Source organism: Delftia sp. ZNC0008 (genome assembly GCF_000799035.1).
In the GTDB taxonomy this organism is placed as follows: domain Bacteria; phylum Pseudomonadota; class Gammaproteobacteria; order Burkholderiales; family Burkholderiaceae_C; genus Comamonas; species Comamonas tsuruhatensis.
The window spans coordinates 1-2,487 of the sequence record NZ_JTKZ01000335.1; the positions used below are offsets into that span (position 1 = coordinate 1).

Consider the following 2,487-nt stretch of genomic DNA (forward strand, 5'->3'; position numbering starts at 1 on the left):
GCTCCGCAGGCGCCCGCGTCCCCGGCACCGCCTGCGCAGACCCCTTCGGCTTTTGCCGCCGACGATCCGGGCCGCGAGTTGCCTGGCGCGTCGCTGGTGGACGAGATCCTGGCGGCGTCCGTGGCTGCACCAGCGGCGCAGCCCCAGCCTGACGCGCGGCATGGGCCGGCGGTGGCGTCCCCGCCCGGCCTGGAGCCCGAACCCGAGCCTGAACACAAGCCTGTTTCCGCGCCATCGCCGCACAAGGTGGATGGTGCCGTGCCGTCCCAGAAAGCCGATGCGCCTTCGCTGTCCGTCCCGACGGGCCTGGTCCGTGAATCGGAGCGGCAGGCGCAGGTATCCGTGCCTTCGCCGGAGCTCTCCCGCTGGCCCGACAGCGACGGCGAGGGTGGCAGCGACGACCAGCCTGCGCTGCCTGAGGCCGAGCCCGGCTTTGTGCGTCAGGCGCGGCGCAAGGCCTTCTGGCGCCGGCCTGCCGTACGCGTGGCCCTTGTGCTGGGCTGCCTGCTGGGCGCGGGCGCTTTGGCAGGCCAGGTGATGTGGGGCCAGCGCGATGCGCTGGCCGTGCAGCATCCTTCGCTGGCGCCCACGCTGCAGACCCTGTGCGCCATGGCGGGCTGCGAGCTGCAGCCGCGCCGACAGATCGGCGATGTGGTGATCGGCAGTTCGGGTTTTCGGCAGCTGCCGCGCAACGGCCAGTACCAATGGAGCCTGAGCCTGGAGAACCGTTCCGACTTCCCCGTGGCCATGCCCGCTGTCGAACTCACGCTCACCGATGCGCAGGACAAGCTGCTGCTGCGGCGCGTGATCCGGCTCGACCAGTTCGGTGCCCCCGCGCAGATCGAGGGCCATGGCGAATGGAGCGTGACCGCCCCGGTCGAAGTGCAGGGCCTGGAGTCCGCCGTTGCCGGTTACCGCGCCCTGGTTTTTTATCCCTGATTCCCCTGACTCTTCAAGAAAGCCGAGACACACCATGGCCGCTCTCATCTGCGGATCGCTTGCGTTCGACAACATCATGACCTTCGACGGAAGGTTTGCCGACCAGATCCTGCCTGACCAGTTGCACATCCTCAATGTGTCCTTCCTGGTGCCCACGCTGCGCCGCGATTTCGGCGGGTGCGCGGGCAACATCGCCTATGCGCTGAGGCTGCTGGGGGGCGATGCCTGGCCCATGGCCATGGTGGGCAGTGACGGTGCCGACTATGTGCAGCGTCTGCAGGAGCTGGGCGTGCACACGGCGCACATCGGCCAGTTGCAGGACACGCACACGGCCCAGTGCATGATCATGACCGACCGCGACAACAACCAGATCACGGCCTTCCACCCGGGCGCCATGATGCAGGCCCACGGCAACCGCATCACGCCCGAACTCAGGGAGCAGGTGCGCGTGGGCATCATCGCTCCCGATGGCCGCGAGGCCATGATCGAGCATGCCCAGCAGTTCAAGGCTGCAGGCATTCCCTTCGTCTTCGATCCGGGCCAGGGCCTGCCCATGTTCGACGGGCAGGATCTGCGCCGCTTCATCGAGCAGGCCGACTGGGTGGCCGTGAACGACTATGAAGCCCGCATGCTCAGCGAGCGCACGGGCTGGAGCCTGGAGCAGATTTCAGGGCAGGTGCAGGGCCTGGTGGTGACGCTGGGCGCGCAAGGCTGCGAGGTCTGGGTGCAAGGCACCAGGACCCCGGTGGCGCCTGTGCAGCCCGCTGCCGTGGTCGACCCCACGGGCTGTGGCGATGCGTGGCGTGGCGCCCTGCTGTTCGGCCTGGAGCGTGGCTGGGATCTGGTGCGTTGTGCAGAACTGGGCAACCGCCTGGGTGCGCTCAAGATTGCCAGCCGCGGCCCGCAGAACTACGTGCTGGACTTCGCCAAGCCCTGAGGCGGTGATCGCCGGGTGGCGGTACAGCCGCCATCGTCGCAATGAAAAAAGCCCGACTCGAAAGAGCCGGGCTTTTTGCTTTGAGACCGGAGAAGTCTCAGGGCTTGCTGCCTGTGGGGAAGGGCCATGCGGCTTGGGGTGCCAGGCGGGTTTGCGCGATGGGCGCGGGTGCGGCAGCGGGAGCTGCAGGCGCGGCAGCGGCGGGAGCTGCTGCGGCCTTCTTGGGAGCAGTGGCCTTCTTCGGCGCTGCAGCCTTCTTGGCGGGAGCGGCAGGAGCTGCTGCAGCCTTGGCGGGTGCTGCTGCGGGCTTGGCAGCCGGTGCAGCGGCGGGCTTCTTGGCCGCAGGAGCTGCAGCCTTCTTGGCGGGAGCTGCGGCCTTCTTGGCGGCAGGAGCAGCAGCCTTCTTGGCAGGCGCGGCAGCCTTCTTTGCAGCAGGAGCAGCAGCCTTCTTGGCGGGCGCTGCGGCCTTCTTGGCAGCAGGTGCAGCAGCCTTCTTGGCAGGAGCTGCGGCCTTCTTGGCAGCAGGCGCAGCAGCCTTCTTGGCGGGAGCTGCGGCCTTCTTGGCAGCAGGAGCAGCAGCCTTCTTGGCAGGAGCGGCGGCCTTCTTTGCA

2 protein-coding genes and 1 pseudogene are annotated in these 2,487 nt (G+C 68.4%); 2 read left to right on the plus strand and 1 reads right to left on the minus strand.

Going from position 1 to position 2,487, the window contains the following annotated elements; translation table 11 throughout:
• Together L995_RS11180 and L995_RS11185 are read left to right on the plus strand one after the other, a co-directional pair.
• The coding region (locus L995_RS11180) for a DUF3426 domain-containing protein (RefSeq protein WP_047471691.1) at positions 1 to 939 on the plus strand (939 nt) is incomplete at its 5' end.
• A 34-nt stretch (positions 940 to 973) separates the two neighbouring features.
• Positions 974 to 1,876 (plus strand): carbohydrate kinase family protein, encoded by a 903-nt coding sequence (locus tag L995_RS11185; protein ID WP_017404630.1) that lies wholly within the window; start codon positions 974 to 976, stop codon positions 1,874 to 1,876.
• Positions 1,877 to 1,973: 97 nt separating this feature from the next.
• On the opposite strand, the pseudogene L995_RS11190 reads toward L995_RS11185, so the two are convergent.
• Positions 1,974 to 2,487 (minus strand): annotated as a pseudogene (locus tag L995_RS11190) (hypothetical protein); the annotation flags it as partial.